The 16,141-nt window shown below is 69.7% G+C and carries 16 protein-coding genes and 1 pseudogene; 9 read left to right on the forward strand and 8 right to left on the reverse strand.

Going from position 1 to position 16,141, the window contains the following annotated elements; translation table 11 throughout:
• Positions 1 to 284: 284 nt before the first annotated feature.
• The gene (locus VQ02_RS14380) at positions 285 to 1,826 is read left to right on the forward strand and encodes a vWA domain-containing protein (protein WP_053080372.1); all 1,542 of its coding nucleotides are present in this window, start codon (positions 285 to 287) and stop codon (positions 1,824 to 1,826) included.
• Between the two features lie 3 nt (positions 1,827 to 1,829).
• Here VQ02_RS14380 and VQ02_RS14385 read toward each other — a convergent pair whose 3' ends face one another.
• Genes VQ02_RS14385 through VQ02_RS14400 form a run of 4 tightly spaced genes read right to left on the reverse strand, consistent with a single transcriptional unit; the run spans position 1,830 to position 4,884 of the window.
• On the reverse strand, positions 1,830 to 2,600 hold the full coding sequence (locus VQ02_RS14385) for an ABC transporter ATP-binding protein (protein ID WP_053080373.1): 771 nt from the start codon (positions 2,598 to 2,600) through the stop codon (positions 1,830 to 1,832).
• Positions 2,597 to 3,634: a FecCD family ABC transporter permease gene (locus VQ02_RS14390; protein WP_048444889.1), complete on the reverse strand. Its 1,038-nt coding sequence runs from the start codon at positions 3,632 to 3,634 to the stop codon at positions 2,597 to 2,599. Before VQ02_RS14390 ends, VQ02_RS14385 begins: the two co-directional genes overlap by 4 nt.
• Positions 3,631 to 4,662, reverse strand: a complete 1,032-nt coding sequence (locus VQ02_RS14395) for an ABC transporter substrate-binding protein (RefSeq protein WP_053080374.1) — start codon at positions 4,660 to 4,662, stop codon at positions 3,631 to 3,633. Before VQ02_RS14395 ends, VQ02_RS14390 begins: the two co-directional genes overlap by 4 nt.
• A 12-nt stretch (positions 4,663 to 4,674) precedes the next feature.
• A complete protein-coding gene (locus VQ02_RS14400; RefSeq protein WP_048427261.1) occupies positions 4,675 to 4,884 on the reverse strand; it encodes a TOBE domain-containing protein in 210 nt (69 codons plus the stop codon).
• Positions 4,885 to 5,095: 211 nt separating this feature from the next.
• Between VQ02_RS14400 and VQ02_RS14405 the strand changes: the two genes are divergently transcribed.
• Positions 5,096 to 5,605: a pyridoxamine 5'-phosphate oxidase family protein gene (locus tag VQ02_RS14405; RefSeq protein ID WP_048444890.1), complete on the forward strand. Its 510-nt coding sequence runs from the start codon at positions 5,096 to 5,098 to the stop codon at positions 5,603 to 5,605.
• A gap of 144 nt (positions 5,606 to 5,749) precedes the next feature.
• Positions 5,750 to 7,042, forward strand: coding sequence for a nicotinate phosphoribosyltransferase (gene pncB / locus VQ02_RS14410; protein ID WP_048444891.1), 1,293 nt, complete (start codon positions 5,750 to 5,752; stop codon positions 7,040 to 7,042).
• A 16-nt stretch (positions 7,043 to 7,058) separates the two neighbouring features.
• Here pncB and hemC read toward each other — a convergent pair whose 3' ends face one another.
• The 4 genes from hemC to VQ02_RS14425 all read right to left on the reverse strand — a co-directional run bounded on the left by hemC (position 7,059) and on the right by VQ02_RS14425 (position 9,743).
• Positions 7,059 to 7,994: a hydroxymethylbilane synthase gene (gene hemC / locus VQ02_RS14415; protein ID WP_048444892.1), complete on the reverse strand. Its 936-nt coding sequence runs from the start codon at positions 7,992 to 7,994 to the stop codon at positions 7,059 to 7,061.
• Positions 7,995 to 8,116: 122 nt separating this feature from the next.
• Positions 8,117 to 8,923 carry an outer membrane protein gene (locus tag VQ02_RS14420; protein ID WP_048444893.1) on the reverse strand — a complete coding sequence of 269 codons (807 nt, stop codon included), beginning with the start codon at positions 8,921 to 8,923 and terminating at the stop codon, positions 8,117 to 8,119.
• A gap of 297 nt (positions 8,924 to 9,220) precedes the next feature.
• Positions 9,221 to 9,394, reverse strand: coding sequence for a hypothetical protein (locus tag VQ02_RS38190; RefSeq protein ID WP_167350742.1), 174 nt, complete (start codon positions 9,392 to 9,394; stop codon positions 9,221 to 9,223).
• A gap of 49 nt (positions 9,395 to 9,443) precedes the next feature.
• On the reverse strand, positions 9,444 to 9,743 hold the full coding sequence (locus VQ02_RS14425) for an antibiotic biosynthesis monooxygenase family protein (protein ID WP_048444894.1): 300 nt from the start codon (positions 9,741 to 9,743) through the stop codon (positions 9,444 to 9,446).
• Positions 9,744 to 9,967: 224 nt separating this feature from the next.
• On the opposite strand from VQ02_RS14425, the gene VQ02_RS14430 reads away from it, so the two are divergent.
• From VQ02_RS14430 to VQ02_RS14455, 6 genes and pseudogenes are all read left to right on the forward strand, one after another.
• The gene (locus VQ02_RS14430) at positions 9,968 to 10,417 is read left to right on the forward strand and encodes a hypothetical protein (RefSeq protein WP_048444895.1); all 450 of its coding nucleotides are present in this window, start codon (positions 9,968 to 9,970) and stop codon (positions 10,415 to 10,417) included.
• Positions 10,418 to 10,908: 491 nt separating this feature from the next.
• Positions 10,909 to 11,694 carry an IclR family transcriptional regulator gene (locus tag VQ02_RS14435; RefSeq protein WP_048444896.1) on the forward strand — a complete coding sequence of 262 codons (786 nt, stop codon included), beginning with the start codon at positions 10,909 to 10,911 and terminating at the stop codon, positions 11,692 to 11,694.
• A 214-nt stretch (positions 11,695 to 11,908) separates the two neighbouring features.
• Positions 11,909 to 13,093: an aminotransferase class V-fold PLP-dependent enzyme gene (locus tag VQ02_RS14440; RefSeq protein ID WP_209437017.1), complete on the forward strand. Its 1,185-nt coding sequence runs from the start codon at positions 11,909 to 11,911 to the stop codon at positions 13,091 to 13,093.
• A 75-nt stretch (positions 13,094 to 13,168) separates the two neighbouring features.
• Positions 13,169 to 14,065: an amino acid ABC transporter substrate-binding protein gene (locus VQ02_RS14445; RefSeq protein WP_048444898.1), complete on the forward strand. Its 897-nt coding sequence runs from the start codon at positions 13,169 to 13,171 to the stop codon at positions 14,063 to 14,065.
• 197 nt (positions 14,066 to 14,262) lie between these two features.
• Positions 14,263 to 14,712: pseudogene (locus VQ02_RS14450) on the forward strand (cupin domain-containing protein).
• Between the two features lie 423 nt (positions 14,713 to 15,135).
• The gene (locus tag VQ02_RS14455; protein WP_048444899.1) at positions 15,136 to 15,996 is read left to right on the forward strand and encodes an outer membrane protein; all 861 of its coding nucleotides are present in this window, start codon (positions 15,136 to 15,138) and stop codon (positions 15,994 to 15,996) included.
• Positions 15,997 to 16,141: the final 145 nt, after the last annotated feature.

The raw sequence follows: 16,141 nt of genomic DNA on the forward strand, positions 1-16,141 counted from the left end.
CCCGGCGCCTGCGCCACCGCCTGGAAGCCGCTCGGCCGCAGCTCCGGGAAACGGTCGCGGCCGACGGGCTCAGGCAGCGGCACGGGCTCGGGCCGCGGCGCCGCGAGCGTCGCGACCGGGTGTCCGGGCAGCGACCGGGTGCGCGAGGCCTCGCGCTGCTGCAGGGCGGCCATGGCCTGATCCGGCGCGCGGCGCGTGGGCGCCTCGGTGAGGACGGGGGGCCGGTCCCGGCCCGGCCCCCCGTCCTCACCGAGGCGCCCACGCGCCGCGCGCCGGATCAGGCCATGGCCGCCCTGCAGCAGCGCGAGGCCTCGCGCACCCGGTCGCTGCCCGGACACCCGGTCGCGACGCTCGCGGCGCCGCGGCCCGAGCCCGTGCCGCTGCCTGAGCCCGTCGGCCGCGACCGTTTCCCGGAGCTGCGGCCGAGCGGCTTCCAGGCGGTGGCGCAGGCGCCGGTCTCGACCTTCTCGATCGACGTCGACACCGCGTCCTACGGCTTCCTGCGCGCCAGCCTGAACCGCAACGTGCTGCCGCCGCCGAACGCCGTGCGCATCGAGGAGCTGATCAACTACTTCCCCTACGCCTACCCGGCGCCCGCGAGCCCGGAGGAGCCGTTCCGGGTCACTACCGCGGTGTTTCCGAGCCCCTGGGCCGAGGGGCGCAAGCTGGTGCAGGTCGGGATCAAGGGCTACGCCGTGGCGCCGGAGACCCGGCCCGCGGCCAACCTGGTCTTCCTCGTCGACACCTCGGGCTCGATGGCGGGACCGAACCGGCTGCCGCTCGTCAAGCAGGCGCTCGGCCTGCTCCTGACCCAGCTCGACGCCCGCGACCGGGTCGCGATCGTGGCCTATGCGGGCCGGGCCGGCACGGTGCTCGACCCCACGCCGGCGAGCGAGCGCCAGAAGATCCTGGGTGCCATCGAGGGGCTCACCGCCGGTGGCGGCACCGCCGGGGGCGAGGGCCTGCGCCAGGCCTACGCGCTCGCCGAGCAGGGCTTCGAGGCCAGGTCAGTCAACCGGGTCGTGCTCGCCACCGACGGCGACTTCAACCTCGGCATCACCGACCCGGACGAGCTGACGGGCTTCATCGCCCGCAAGCGCCAGACCGGCATCTTCCTGTCGGTGCTCGGCTTCGGCATGGGCAACCACAACGACGCGCTGATGCAGGCCCTGGCCCAGAACGGCAACGGCGCAGCGGCCACCATCGACACCCTGAACGAGGCCCGCAAGGTGCTGGTGGAGGAGGCGACCTCGACCCTGGTGCCGATCGCCAAGGACGTGAAGATCCAGGTCGAGTTCAATCCGGCCACGGTCGCCGAGTACCGGCTGATCGGCTACGAGACCCGCACCTTGCGCCGCGACGACTTCACCAACGACAAGGTCGATGCCGGCGAGGTCGGCTCGGGCCAGACCGTGACGGCGCTCTACGAGGTGGTGCCGGTGGGGGGAAAGCGGGTGATGCCGGAGCTGCGCTACGGCGCGACGCCCGCCGCCCCGGCTTCCGTGTCCGGCGACTACGCTCACGTGGCGATCCGATACAAGCGGCCGGACGCGGACGAGAGCCGCCTGATCGAGGCGTCGATCGACCCGTCCCGGGAGGTGGGAAGCGTCGCCGAGGCGCCGCAGGAAGCCCGCTTCGCCGCCGCGGTGGCGGCGTTCGGGGAGATCCTGCGCGGCGGGACCTATACGGGCCGGTTCGGCTACGACGACGTCGTGCGCCTCGCCACCGGGGCGCGGGGCGACGACCCGTTCGGCTACCGGGCGGAGTTCGTCGGCCTCGTCCGCGCCGCCAGGAGCGCGGCGGCGCTGGCGCCGTCACCGCGCTGAGGCCTATCCGGGCAGGAAGGCCCGCGCGCCGGTACCGGTGTCCCGCACCTCCTCGACCGGCGCGCCGTAGAGCCGGCCGAGGGTGGCTGCGTCCATGATCTCGGTCACCGGGCCGGCCGCGAGGGGCCGGCCGCCGCGCAGGAGCAGCGCCCGGTCGGCGTAGCGGGCGGCCTGGTTGGGGTCGTGGGTGGTGAACAGGAGGCCGAGCCCGTCGGCGCGCAGGCGCAGGATCTCGGCCATCACCCGGCCCTGGTTACCGAAATCGAGGCTCGCGGTCGGCTCGTCGAGCACCACGATTCGGGGCTCCTGGGCGAGCGCCCGGGCGACCAGCACGAGCTGGCGCTCGCCGCCGGAGAGCCGCGTCACCGGCCGCTCGGCGAGGTGGGCGATGCCCATCCGGGCGAGCGCTCCTTCCGCCGCCGCGTGGTCGGCCCGCGACGGGGCGGAGAGCAGGCCCGAGCGGCTGGTGCGCCCCATCAGCACCACGGCCCGGGCGGTGAAGGCGAAGGCGCTCACGGTGGCCTGCGGCACGTAGGCCATCGCCTGCGCCCGCTCCCGGGCCGTCAGGCCGGCGAGAGGCCGGCCCTCGACCAGAACGGCGCCGGCGCGCGGCGGCAGCAGGCCGAGCAGGGTCTTCAGAAGCGTGGTCTTGCCGCCGCCGTTCGGCCCGAGCAGCGCCAGCGCCTCGCCGGCGGCGAGCTGCACGGAGAGGCCGCGGCCGATCTCGCGGCCCGGATAGCCGAAAGCGAGGTCTTGCGCCTCGAGCAGGGTCACGACCAGTCGCGCTCCGCCCGGGCGAGCAGCCACAGGAAGACCGGCGTGCCGACGAAGGCGGTGAGGATGCCGAGCGGCACCTCGACCGGGGCGACGGTGCGGGCGAGCGTGTCGATGGTGAGCAGCGTGCCGGCGCCGAGGAGCGCCGCGGTCGGGATCAGCCGGCCGAAGCCGGGCCCGACCAGGAAGCGGGCGAGATGCGGCACCACCAGCCCGACCCAGCCGACGATGCCGGCCGCCGCCACGCTCGCCGCGGTGACGAGGGTCGCGGCCGCGACCACAGCGATCCGCAGGGGACCGGTGGCGAGGCCGAGCGAGCGCGCCTCCTCGTCCGGCAGGGACAGGACGTCGAGACGCCAGCGCAACAGGAGGAGGAGCCCGGTGCCGAGCACGACCGGCCCGGCGAGCGGCAGGAGGTCGGACGGATGCGTCGCCGACAGGCTCCCCAGGAGCCAGAAGGTCATCGCCGGGAGCTGGTTGTAGGGATCGGCGAGATACTTGATGAGCCCCACGCCCGCGCCGAGGAGCGAGCCGATGACGACCCCGGCCAGCACCAGCACCAGGACCGGATCGCGGCCCGACAGGGCAGCGCCGAGGCCGTAGACGCAGGCCACCGCGAGGAGCCCGCCCGCGAAGGCGAGGCCCTCGATCGCCAGCACCCCGAGGGAGAGCCAGATGCCGGTGACCGTGCCGAGGGCCGCCCCCGAGGAGGCGCCCAGGATGTCGGGCGAGACCAGCGGATTGCGGAAAAGCCCCTGGAAGGCGGTGCCGGCGACCGACAGGGCGGCACCGATCAGGACCGCAGCGGCGATGCGCGGGCCCCGGATCTGCAGCACCACCGCCTCGACGGCGGGAGCCACGTCCGGGGCGTGGCCGAGGAGCCGGCCGAGAAGCACCCGGGCGACGTCGAGGAGCGAGACCGGGTAGCGCCCGACCCCGAAGGCGAGGGCTGCCGCCAGCACCAGGGCGAGGAGCGCGAGCCAGGGACCGCCGAGCCGCAGCGCCCGGGCGCCGACGAGGGCGACCGTGCTCACAGGGCTCCCGCCAGCACGCGGTCGAGGGCGGTATCGTCCGGCGTCACGTGGTAGAGCCGGCCGTAGAGGTCGCGGGCGATCGTCCGGATGTCTTCCGGAAACTGCGCCGGGTAGAGGATTTTTCCGAGCCACCACAGGCCGACGAGGCGGTTGACCGAGGGCGGGGCGTCGACCCAGCCGAAGGGCAGGGTCGGGCTGAGGTGCAGGCGGTTGGTCCGCAGGGCCGGCGTCGCCTGCCAGAGCGGGTCCTGCCGGGCCGCCGCCGCGAAGGCGGGATCGAGGGCGACGATCACCTCCGGCGCCCAGGCCACCACGTCCTCGGGCGAGACCTGCGCCAGGCTGCCGCCCGGGCCGGCGACGTTGACGGCACCCATGAGCAACAGGGCCTCGACATTGATCGAGCCCTGGCGGGCGGTCTCGAGGCCGCGGGGCCCGCGGGCGAGGTAGACCCGCGGGCGCTGGCCCTCCGGCACCGCGGCGACGCGCTCGCGCACGGTCGTCAGGGTTCGCTCGCTCAGGGCCGCCAGGGATTCGGCCGCCGCCTCGCGCCCGACGAGGCGGCCGAGGGTGCGGTAGGCGGCGGGCGCGGCGGCGAGCCGCCCGTCGAGGAGCGCGTAGGGGATGCCGGTCTGGCCCTGAACGCGGTCGGCCAGCGAGCGGTAGGTCTCGGCCGTGGAGCCGACGTCGAGGATCAGGTCGGGCTTGAGCGCCAGCACCGATTCGAGGTTGGCGGTGTTGCCGCGCCCGGTGAGCCGCCCGACCTCAGGCAGGTCGGCCGCCTGCGGCAGCAGGTAGGGTCTCTCCGCCGGTCGGATCGACCGCGGCCAGCCGAGCAGCAGGTCCGGCGCCAGGGTGTAGAGGAGGATCGCCGCCGGGGGACCGGCGGGAAACACACGGGCGACGGGGGAGCGCAGGCCGTCGAGGGCCCGGCCGGCATCGTCCCGCGGGACCTCCGCGGCGCGCGCGGTGGCGCAGGCCGCCGCGATGGCCGCCGAGCCGAGGAGCAGGGAGCGCCGGTCGGGCCGCATCGGGGCGCGCGGTCAGTCGGTCGCGATCATCACGTCGCTGGACTTGATCACCGCCTTCACGGTCTTGCCGGGAGCGAGACCCAGCTCGTCGGCCGATTCGTTGGTGATCGCCGCGGTGACGACCTGCCCGCCGGCGAGCTCGACCCGGACATGGGCGGTGGTGGCGCCCTTCTTGACCTCGACGACCTTGCCGTCGAGCTGGTTGCGCGCGCTGATCTTCATGTCGGGGTCTCTCGTTCCGCGTCACGGCGACGCCCGCGGGCGCCCTGGCGGCACAGATAGGCGCATCCCTCCGCCCCGGCGAGCGGTCCGCTCCCGAATCCACGGCCGAGTTCGGCGGTCCGGGTCCGAAACCAAAGCCGGGATCGTCCGTTGACGTGCAGCTTCGGACGGGCGCGCCCGTTCGTCCCGCGTTCAAGGGAGATCCACCACGATGCACCAGGGCAGCCACCGCGACCACGAGGGCGCGCAGAAGCTCTTCGCGATGATCAAGGACGTCAAGGTCGCGATGATGACCACGGCCGATTCCGACGGGCAGCTGCGCAGCCGCCCGATGTGGAACCAGGACGCGGACGAGAACGGCGACCTCTGGTTCTTCGTCAAGCACGACGCGCCCGTGGCGGGCGAGATCGGCCGCGACAGCCAGGTCAACCTCTCGTACGCCGATCCGTCGAGCCAGAACTACGTCTCGGTCTCCGGCAAGGCCGAGATCGTGCGCGACAAGGCGCAGATCGACGCCAAGTGGAGCGAGGGCCTGAAGACCTGGTTCCCGGGCGGCAAGGACGACCCCTCGATCGCGCTAATCCGCGTCCACCCCGAGAAGGGCGAGTACTGGGACAGCCCGAACGCCACGATGCTGCACCTCTACGGCTACGTGAAGGCGGCGGTGACGGGCGAGTCGCCGAAGACCGAGAAGAAGGCGGTCGACCTCGGCGCCCGCTGAGGATTGCGCCAGCCGCCACGGGGGTGGGCGCGGGCCGGCGCTTGACTTCGGCCCGCGAACCGTGCCGCTTTCGCGCTCTTGGCCGCCCCCTCGGGCGGCGTTCCGGCCGCTCGACCGAGCGGCCGCGTCAGGCAGGCACGGGCGATGCTCGATCTCGCGACCAGGGTCTACAACCACACCTGGAAGATCGATCCGATCATCCGCTCCGTGCTCGACACGGACTTCTACAAGCTCCTGATGGCCCAGACGATCTTCCGGCGCCACCGGAACGTCTCGGTCACCTTCGGGATCCAGAACCGCACCAGCCGGGTGCGGCTCGCCGACCTGATCGACCCCGGCGAGCTGCGCGAGCAGCTCGACCATTGCCGCTCCCTGCGGCTGACCCGGGGCGAATCGACCTGGCTGCGCGGCAACACCTTCTACGGCCGCCGCCAGATGTTCTCGCCGGACTTCATGGACTGGCTCGAGAACTTCCGCTTCCCCGACTACCTGCTCGAGAAGCAGGACGGGCAGTACGTGCTCACCTTCCACGGCCCGTGGATCGAGACCACGATGTGGGAGGTGCCGGCGCTCGCCATCCTCAACGAGCTGCGCTCCCGCGGCGTGCTCAAGGGGATGGGCAAGTTCGAGCTGCAGGTGCTCTACGCCCGCGCGATGACGCGGATCTGGGAGAAGATCGAGCGCCTCAAGGGCCTGCCGGGCCTGTCGATCGCCGATTTCGGCACCCGCCGGCGCCACGGCTTCCTGTGGCAGGACTGGTGCGTCGAGGCGATGATCGAGGGTCTGGGTCACAGCTTCCTCGGCACCTCGAACTGCCTGATCGCGCTGCGCCACGACATCGAGGCGGTGGGCACCAACGCCCACGAGCTGCCGATGGTCTACTCGGCGCTCGCCGACACCGAGGAGGAGCTCGCCCGCGCGCCCTACCTGGTGCTGGCCGACTGGCAGCGCGACTACGCCGGCAACCTCCTGGTGATCCTGCCCGACACCTACGGCACCACCGGCTTCCTCGAGCGCGGGCCGGCCTGGATCGCCGACTGGACCGGCATCCGCATCGACTCGAAGGACCCGATCGAGGGCGGCGAGGAGGCCATCGCCTGGTGGACCAAGCACGGCCGCAACCCGCGGGAGAAGCTGGCGATCTTCTCCGATGGGCTCGACGTCGACGTGATCGAGCGGATCCACCGCCACTTCCACGGCCGTCTGCGCATCGGCTACGGCTGGGGCACGCTGCTCACCAACGACTTCCGCGGCCTGGCGCCGGACGGCCGCCTCGATCCGATCTCGATCGTCTGCAAGGTGATCTCGGCCAACGGCCACCCGACCGTGAAGCTCTCGGACAACCCCACCAAGGCGCTGGGCCCCGAGGAGGAGGTGGAGCGCTACAAGCGGGTGTTCGGCGTCGGCGCGCAGCGGGCGGTGCCGGTGCTGGTGTGAGGTCCGTCCCCAGCGCCTATTGCAGCTTCGCCCGATAGGTCTCGCCCGCCTTCGCCTTCAGCTCCGCGCCCGCATCGCGCCCGATCGCGAGGGCATCGGCGGTGCTGCCGGCGCGGTGCGTCGCCCAGTGGGCGCTGCCGTCGGGCAGGAACAGGAGCCCGTCGAGGGTCAGGCGGTCGCCATCGATCTGGGCCAGCGCCGCGATCGGCGTGCGGCAGGAACCGTCGAGCTCCTCCAGCAGCGCCCGCTCGGCCCCCACCACGATCGTGGTCGCGGGGCAGGCCACGGCTTGCAGGCGCTCGATCAGCGCGGTGTCGCCGGCCCGGCACTCGATGCCCAGCGCGCCTTGCGCCACCGCCGGCAGCATCTCGCTCACCGGCAGGATCTCCTGCGCCCGGTCGGCGAGGCCGAGGCGCTCCAGGCCCGCGATCGCCAGCAGCGTGGCGTCGCAGGCGCCCTCCTCGAGCCGCTTCATCCGGGTGTTGGCGTTGCCGCGCAAGGGGACGATCCGGAGATCGGGCCGGCGCATCAGCACCTGGGCGCCGCGGCGCAGGGACGAGGTGCCGACCCGGCTGCCCGGCGCGAGGTCGGCGAGGCGGCCCGCGCGCGGCGACAGGAAGGCGTCGCGCGGATCGTCGCGCTCCAGGATGCACGCGATGACGAGGCCGTCCGGCAGCCAGGTCTCGACGTCCTTCATCGAGTGCACGGCGATGTCGACCTGATCGGCGAGGAGCGCCTGCTCCAGCTCCTTGGTGAACAGGCCCTTGCCGCCGATCTCGGAGAGCGGCCGGTCGAGCACCTTGTCGGCCACCGTGGTGACGACGACGAGTTCCATCGCGCCGGGCTCGGCGAGGTCGGGATGGGCTGCCGCGATGCGGTCGCGCACCATCCCGGTCTGGGCGAGCGCCATCGGGCTGCCGCGGGTACCGATGCGCAGGGGACGGTGGGCCATGGGACGCGTGCTGTGCCGGGTGAGGAAAGGTCGCCTTCCGCGAGTAGCCGCAAGCGGCCCCGGTGTCACGCGTCCCGTGCGGGAGCAGGACCGCCCGCGGAGGCGGCCCGCGAGGGCGATTCTCAGGGCGTCCAGAACTGGTAGTTCAGGCCGACCCGTGCCACGTCGAACGCGGTCCTGCGGCGCGTGTCGTAAGTCACGCCCACGGCGGCGAAGCCGGCCGGCACGGCGCTGGTCGAGCGGGTGCTCCCGAGGTCGACGTGCAGGTACTCGGCCCGCACGCTGACGGCCGGCGTGAACTTGTACTCGATGCCGCCGCCATAGGTGTAACCGGTCTGCAGGCGGGCCGCGTTGCCGACGTAGTTGTCGCCGCTGGCCGAGAAGACCACGTTGGTGCTGGTCTTCACGTCGCCGTACGCGAAGCCGCCGGTGCCGTAGACGAGGAGCTGCTCGAAGGCGTAGCCGACGCGGCCCCGGACCGTGCCGTAGAAGTTCAGCTCGCTCCGGACGGTGCCGGAGAACCGGCCGACGAGGGGGGCCGAGAGGGCGATGTTGAAGGCCGTGTCGGTGGAAATGCCGTGGCCGACATCAGCCTCGACGCCGACGACGAACTGGTTGAATTGCAGATTGTAGCCGACTTGGCCGCCACCGGTCACGTCCGCCCGCGTGTTGCGGAAGCTCGGGCTGCGCAGCGGGTTGCCGGCCACGAAGGCGGGAGTGAGGAAGGCGCCGGACGGCAGCAGGCTGACCCTGGAATCGTCCAGGATGGCTCCGAGATGAGCTCCCGCATAGAAGCCGGTCCAGGTCAGGATCGGGGCCGGTGGCGGGGCGATCACGACTTGCCGGGCCGGAAGATCAGCTGCGCTGGCGAGATGGGCCCCGAGCAGAGAGACTGCCACGGCGGCGCCGGCGGTGACGTACATTTTCATGATTGCGTGACCCTGAAGAGAGCGGGTCAAGTTAACCATGTTGAACTTGAATTTTATGTATCTTTTTTGCAACACGCTAAGCATAAATGGCGGATATTTTTTAAATAATACTGTGCAAGGTAGCTTTATATTAAATTGCATTTAAATCGATGACGGAGCTCGAATTACAAAACGGACATCATAGAATAGATTGTTGCATAGATGATCGGGGATGGCGCCTATATCACCGACGGTGCTGGGTAAGTTAAGTTTATTGCCGGGTCGACGGTCGGGGGCGGCTTCGTCCTGCGCCGCAGCTCACTTCCGCGGCGCCTGCTCATCGGCGGGGCGCTCGCCCTGCGGGGTTCCGGCGGCGGGCCGGCCTTCGGTGCCGGGTCCATGCCCGGCGGGGCGGCGGCTCGCCCCGAGGCTGTCGTTGGCGAGGCCCTCGCCCTCTCTCGGCTGCGTGGCCGGCTTCCGGTCATCGGTCATCGTGAGCTCCGGTCGTTCGTCAGGGTGAACGGCCGGGGCCGGGATCGGTTCAGAACCCCTGCACGGCCAGCACCGTGTGCTCGACCTGGGGCGGGGCGGCGAAGTGCTCCGAGACCAGGGCGCGCCAGGCCTGGAAATCCGCCGATTCGCGGAAGTCGACGGTGTGGTTCTCCAGGGTCTCCCACTGCACCATCAGCCGGTAGCGGGTCGGGATCTCCACCGAGCGCTGCAACTCCATGCCGCGGCAGCCCCTGGCGCGGCGAAACAGCTCCGCCGCCTGGCTCACGCCGGCCTCGAAGGCGCTCTCGTGGCCGGCCTTCACCTCGATCTGCGCGATCTCCACTACCATCGGAACCTCCCGTGCGGTCGTCTCGACCTGCCGAGCCATGCGCGAAGCGACCGGCCTTGTCCACGCGGCGGGAGCCGCGCACGCGAGAGCAGTGGATGACGTCAGCGGGCGGTTGCCAACCGGGAACAGGACGCGCACAAACCGTGGATGACCTGTGCACGGCGGCAACCAGCCCCGCCCGGCGCCGTTTCCCATCCGGAGCGTGACAGCGGAGTTCGGTCCTCATGGCGACGCTGAAGGAATTCGAGGAAGCCCTGCGCGAGAACGGCATGCTGATGGCGCTGGCGATCCTCGAGCGCCTGCGCGAGCGCGACCGCGCCAACCGGGTGGTCAAGCCCGGTCGGCGCATCGTCGGCAGGAAGATGACCCCGGAGCTCGCCCGGATGATCCTCGACCTGCACGGGTCGACGGAGATGACCCAGCAGGAGATCGCCTTCAAGCTCGGTGTCAACCAGGGCCGGGTGAACGAGGTGATCAAGCGCGGCAAGTGGCTCTCGGGCGATCAGGCCGCCCCGGAGGCCGTGGCCCGTGACAAGGGCAAGGCGCGCATCCGCGGCGCCGAGCCGAAGCGGCCCCGCAAGGCGGCGGCCGGCAAGGACAAGACCGGCAAGGAGAAAGCCGGCAGGACGGCGAAGCGCCCGGCCTCGGCCCAGCTCGCCTTCGGCGACCTCTGACACCACAGCGCCTTCGCGCGGACATGATCGGCGGCGCGGGCCGAGCCCGAGAGGGCCTGCGGCGGCGTCGCTGATCGTGTTTGTGGCCGTGATGGCGGCGCCCTGCGTGAGGTGCCCGAGGTAGCGGCCGTGCTCTGGCGCGACCGGGTCTGATGCGCGAGCCGGGCGTTGGCCGACCTGATCGCCCTGCGATGGAGCCTCGATGCACACTGGATGCGAGACCCGCTAAGGACCTGCCCGCTGCGGTGCCGACCCGGCTCGTGTGTCGAGCCCGTCGCGATCGTGTCGGCTCCCAAGCCCGCGCCGGTCACCCCGGCCGCCGCCGCGATCGTGGCATGAGTGCCACGAGGTTGGTTGGGTCCGCAATCGATCGAGTCAGGCCCATGGCCTCGCCGTATCTTGCCGGCGGTGGCGGTCAGGCCTGAGAGGCTCGCGCCCGTCACGCGGCATAGTAGGACGCAGCGGAGCCGTACTCGCACAAAGGGCGTATCGTGGCCGACGAACAGGACAGATCACCGGCTGGGCCGTTGGATCGGGCCATCGCAATCCTGACGTTCATCGCTGAGCAGAAGAAAGCCCTGTCGGCCGCGGAGATCGCCGCCGGGCTCGCGCTGCCGCTGCCGACGGCTCATCGCCTGATCGGCAATCTCGAACACCGGGGCCTGATCCAGAAGGCCCTCGGCACGAAGCGCTACGTCGTCGGCAGCAAGCTCGTCACGCTCTCGGCCAAGACAATCGGGGCAGCGTTCCGCACCGTGCGTCGGCAGGCAGTCTTGAGCGCCGTGGCCGATCGGATCGGCGAGCAATGCGAGATCGGGGTCGTGCGCGACCATGCGGTTGTCTACGTCGACAGCGTGCGGTCCAAGGAACAGCAGAGCCTGCAGTTCAATCCCGGCGACTCCGCGCCCCTGCATTGCACCTCGACAGGCAAGATCTACATGAGCCGGCTGCCTGCCAAAACGAGGCACCGCCTGGTCCATTCGATGAATCTTGCCCGCCACACTCCCACGACGATCGTCGATCCCGGCGAGTTGCTGGCCAGTCTCGAGGAAACGCGGCGCAGGGGCTGGGCGAAGACGAACGAGGAGTTCGTCCGGGGTGTCGTGGGCTGCGCCGTGCCCATCGTTTCACCGGCGGGCGACCTCATCGCCTGCCTGGGCGTGTCGGTGCCGGTGGCGCGCGTCGGCTTTGCAGGCCTCGACACCTTCATCGGTCCACTGCAGGAGGCCGCAGCCCTGCTCTCCGAGACGATCCTGCAGGACAACGAAGATATCTAAAATTCTCGATTTTCGGAATCAAAACTCTCGTATTCCGAAGGGTCGCCTCGACGCTGTGCGCGTATCGTGTATCCTCGAAGCACATAAACGATGTGATCATATTTCCGGCAGGATGAACGATTCTGCCAAACAAACAAAATGACATCTGGCGAAGGATCAATCTGGCCATTGTCGGTACGGAAGCTTCGCCATGTCCGTGCCGACAGAGGTAATCATGAGCCAGCATTACGACGTTGCTGCTGTCCGTCAGAATTTTCCGGCCGCGGAGCACGTGGTCTATCTCGACAGCGGCTTCCAGACCCCGCTCTCCCGCCCTGTGAAGGAGGCCTACGAGCGCTTCCTGCAGGAGGGCTTCGAGACGGCCGGTCCGAAACAGGTCTGGCTCAATCGGCTGGAGGAGACCCGCGCCAAGGTCGCATCCCTCCTGGGCGCCAAGCCGCACGAGATCGCCTTCACGAAGAACACCTCCGAAAGCATGAACATCGCCGCCAACGCACTCCCATTGCGGGCCGGCGACAAGGTCCTGATGATCGAGGGGGACCATCCCAACAACGCCTACGCCTTCCTCAATCTGCAGCGGAAGGGCGTCGAGATCGTTTTCATCCCGATGACCGAGGTGGTGAACGCGGAGAGCTTCCGGCCGTACATCGACGACCGGACGCGCGCGATCTCCATGTCGCACGTCACCTTCCACGCCGGGCACCGGTTCGACGTGGAGAGCGTCGGCGGACTTTGTGCGCAGCGCGACCTCTACTTCGTCGTCGACGTCATGCAGGGCATCGGCGTCGTCCCGATCGACGCCAAGGCGATGAAGGCGACCTTCATCGGCTCGGGCACGCATAAGGGCCTGCTCGTGCCGCAGGGGCTCGGCCTGCTCTACTGGGACGCAACGCGGATCGAGCTGGAGCCGGCCTATCTGGCGGCCGCGAGCCTCGCCAGCCCGCCAGCGGATTTCATCGCGCGCGCTGACAACATGGCCCTGCCTGCGACCGCCGGGCGGTTCGAACTCGGCAACTTCAACCTGCCGGCTGTCCAAGGGCTCGGGGCGGCGCTCGACTTCATCGATCAGGTCGGGATTGAGAACATCCAGAACCATTGCTTCGACCTCGGCGACGACCTGATCGCGCGTCTCGACGGGCTCGGCGTCGGCCTGGTCGGCCCGCGTGAGCGGGAGCACCGCGCACCGCACATCTACGTCATCGCGCTGCCGGCAGCGGAGTGGCTCGACTACTTCACCCGTACCGGCATCCGGGTCTCGCCCGAGCGAGACGGCATCCGCGTGTCGTTCGGGATGTTCAACACCACGGCGGACATCGACCGGCTGGTCGAGGCCATCCGCGCCAGGAACGCGCCGGCAATGCCGCAGGCCCGCACCGCCGTCCTGTCGAAGCTCGGGTAGCCCGGCAAGGGGCGTCTCCACCCCGTCCAAGATCGACGCCCGGAAGCGTCCGCATTCGTCGAGAGGAGCGAAGCCATGTTCCCAGGCCGCGTTTTCGCACGAGCGTCCTGCGCGCTCGTCCTCAGCCTCGCCACGACCGCAGTCTCAGCCGAGAGCCCGACGCTGACGAAGATCAAGCGTACCGGCAGTGTAACGCTCGGCTATCGCGAGGCCTCGATCCCGTTCTCGTATCTCGGCGTGGATCAGAAACCGGTCGGCTTCTCCCTCGATCTGTGCGCGCAGGTCGTGGCCAAGATCAAAAGTGACCTCAAGCTCGACACCCTTGCGGTCAGGCTCCAGCCGGTCGACTCCACCAACCGCATTCCGCTAATTCAGAACGGGACCATCGACATGGAGTGCGGCGCGACATCCAGCAGCGTCGCCCGACTCAAGCAGGTCGCTTTCACGGTTGCGATCTTCGTGTCGTCGGCCCGATGGCTGACCAAGACCTCGTCCGGCATCCAGGACGTGAAGGGTCTCGACGGCAGAACCGTCGTCACCACGCAAAGCTCGAACGCGGTCGGCTTCGCGTTCGGCATCAAGGCCAAGGGCGGCACTTTCGCGGTGATCCAGGCCAAGGATCACGGCGAGTCCATGCTGACGCTTCAGAGCGGGCGGGCCGCGGCTTTCATGGAGGATGACATCCTGCTCGCCAGCCTGAAGGCTCGCACGGCCGATCCCGCTGCCTTCACCTTCCTGCCCGAAACCTACACCCTGGTGCCCTACGGCCTGATGTTGCCGAGGGACGACGCGGAGCTCAAGGCGGTTGCGGATGGCGTCCTGAAGGACATGATGGCCTCGGGAGCGTTCGCCAGGCTCTACGCCAAGTGGTTCGAGAGCCCGATCCCGCCCCGCAACGAGAACCTGAACTTCCCGATGTCCGATGCCCTGAAGGAGCGCATCGCCCAACCGAGCGACTCGGTCGATTTCTGACCTGAGGCCGCACTCGGAACGGCGTCGGCTGACGTTGCTCCCGGACATCGCGTGTCCGCCGGCCACCCCGAGCGGTCCCTCGGCCGATCGCCCCGCCATGTCCGAAGGACGCCCCCGTTCCTGACAGGCCGTCGGGCCCGAGTCAGGTAAAGTCGACCGTGCGCATGCGCAGCGACGGCCCTCGCCCTTAGACGCCGATGCAAAACCTCACAGCCCAAAACCTCACCGCCACCGAGGTCGTTCGCCTGCTCGACCTCAAGCCCCACCCGGAGGGCGGGCATTACCGCGAGACCTTCCGGGACCCCCGCGAGATCGACGGGCGCTCCGCCTCGACGGCGATCTACTACCTGCTCGACGTCGGCGAGACGTCGGAGTGGCACCGGGTCGACGCGACGGAGATCTGGCTCTGGCATGCCGGGGCGCCGCTGGTCGTCACCACCAGCCCCAACGGCCACGACGCCGAGGCACGCCACCTCGGCCCCGACCTCGCGCGGGGCCACCGGCCGCAGATCGTGGTGCCGGCCGGCCACTAGCAGACCGCCACCAGCCTCGGCGCCTGGACCCTGGTGAGCTGCACCGTGGCGCCTGGCTTCCGGTTCGAGGGCTTCGAGATGGCACCGCCGGACAGGCGGCCGACACCGCGCTGAGGACGGACCGGGAGCCTGCGGCGCTCCCGGCGCGGCCACGAAGCTCGCCACCGTCCCGTTTCCAGGACCGCACCGCGTGGGGGCGCGGGCGCCGACCGCCCGCGGGGCGCCGTTCCCGAAGGCGCGTTTGGGCGGATGCGGCCGTCGCGGGCACGACCCGGCGAACCCGATCCCCCGCCCGGCGATGGGCCGTGAGACGGATGGCGCGGAGAATAAGACGCTAAGCATAATATGCATCGTTTCAAATATAGAAAATTTGTGCCTAGGATCATATCCATGAACTTCAAATCTTAACCGTGGATTCCGTCGAGGAATCAAAATTCAACGAGCTAGAACCGCAGCATGTGTTGCAGAAAAATCATATTATGCCTCTGCGGCATCAGGCATAGTGGTTATCGCGAAACTCCACTTTCGGTTGAACAAATGAACAAGTTCCTGGCCTCTCTGGCCGCGTTCACTGCCCTCACCACGGTTGCCGCTGCGGCCGACCTGCCGCGTCGCGCAGCCCCGCCGCCGGTCTTCACGCCGGTGCCGGTCTTCACCTGGACTGGGTTCTACCTCGGCGTGAATGCCGGCTACGGCTTCGACGCCAACAGCCGCAACACGTCCCGGTACAACCTTCCGGCCGGATCGGTGTTCGATTCGGAGGGCACCAACGGCGTCGTCACCCTCAACACGAACCGGACCAAGAACTCCGGCTTCACCGGTGGCGCGCAGATCGGCTACAACTATCAGTTCACGCCGGGCTCGGGCTTCGTCGTTGGCTTCGAGGCCGACGCCCAGTACGTCGACTTCGCTCGCCGCACCCGGGGCACGCTGAACTACGGCTTCACCGGCACTCCCGGCCTCGCCTTCCTGCCGCCCGCGGCCACCGTCTACACCAGCGGTAACGGCCTCGACTATTTCGGCACGGTGCGCGGCCGCGTCGGCTATGCCTTCGACCGCACGCTCGTCTACGGCACCGGCGGCTTCGCCTATGGCTCGGGCGAAGAGGACCAGGCCTTCGCCGCCAGCAAGAAGCTCAAGGACAGCTTCCGCACCGGCTACGCGGCCGGCGGCGGCGTCGAGTACGCCCTGCCGACCGACTCGTTCCTGAACTTCTTCCGCTCGAACGCCGTCACGCTGAAGGTCGAAGGCCTCTACGTGAACCTCGACGGCAAGAAGAACGCCTATCGCGGCGTCTACGACTTCGATACGAACGAAGTCTACCTGCGCGGCGCTGCCGCCAAGACCGAGTTCGCCGTCGTCCGCGCCGGCCTGAACTACAAGTTCGGCTCGAACTAAGACCCTGCTCGCGCATCGTCCAACGAACCGGTTGCCGGTTCGTCGCAGGACATGCGGCACGGTCGACGACAGGAGACCGGCGCCCGATCACCATGATCGGGCGCCGCACCAAGCTCAACGATCTCCCGCTCGCTCGACGAGCCAG

The organism is Methylobacterium variabile (assembly GCF_001043975.1).
GTDB classification, from domain to species: Bacteria; Pseudomonadota; Alphaproteobacteria; order Rhizobiales; family Beijerinckiaceae; genus Methylobacterium; species Methylobacterium variabile.